The sequence below is a fragment of the Alkalihalophilus lindianensis genome (assembly GCF_032843265.1).
Lineage (GTDB): Bacteria > Bacillota > Bacilli > Bacillales > Bacillaceae_D > Alkalihalophilus > Alkalihalophilus lindianensis.
Genome location: NZ_JAWJBA010000691.1, coordinates 1 through 253, shown reverse-complemented (window position 1 = coordinate 253; position 253 = coordinate 1). Strand labels below are relative to the sequence as shown.

Here is a 253-nt window from a genome sequence, read left to right as displayed (position 1 = left end):
CCAAATCGGCACAATTTCCCTTTAGTATTTGGCTGCCCGATGCGATGGAAGCACCGACACCCATTAGTGCCTATTTGCATTCCGCCACCATGGTCAAAGCGGGAATCTATTTGGTTGCCCGGTTTACACCAATATTTGGCGGCAGCACCGAATGGTTTTGGCTCGTTTCCGGGGCAGGAATCGTCACGCTCCTTTATGGTTCAATAAACGCCGTCCAGCAAAAAGACTTAAAAGCGCTGCTCGCTTATTCGAC

1 protein-coding gene is annotated in these 253 nt (G+C 50.2%); it reads left to right on the top strand.

Annotated features, from left to right (window positions below; genetic code table 11):
- A partial coding sequence (locus RYX56_RS23935) for a proton-conducting transporter transmembrane domain-containing protein (protein WP_317124331.1) occupies positions 1 to 253 on the top strand: 253 nt, incomplete at both ends.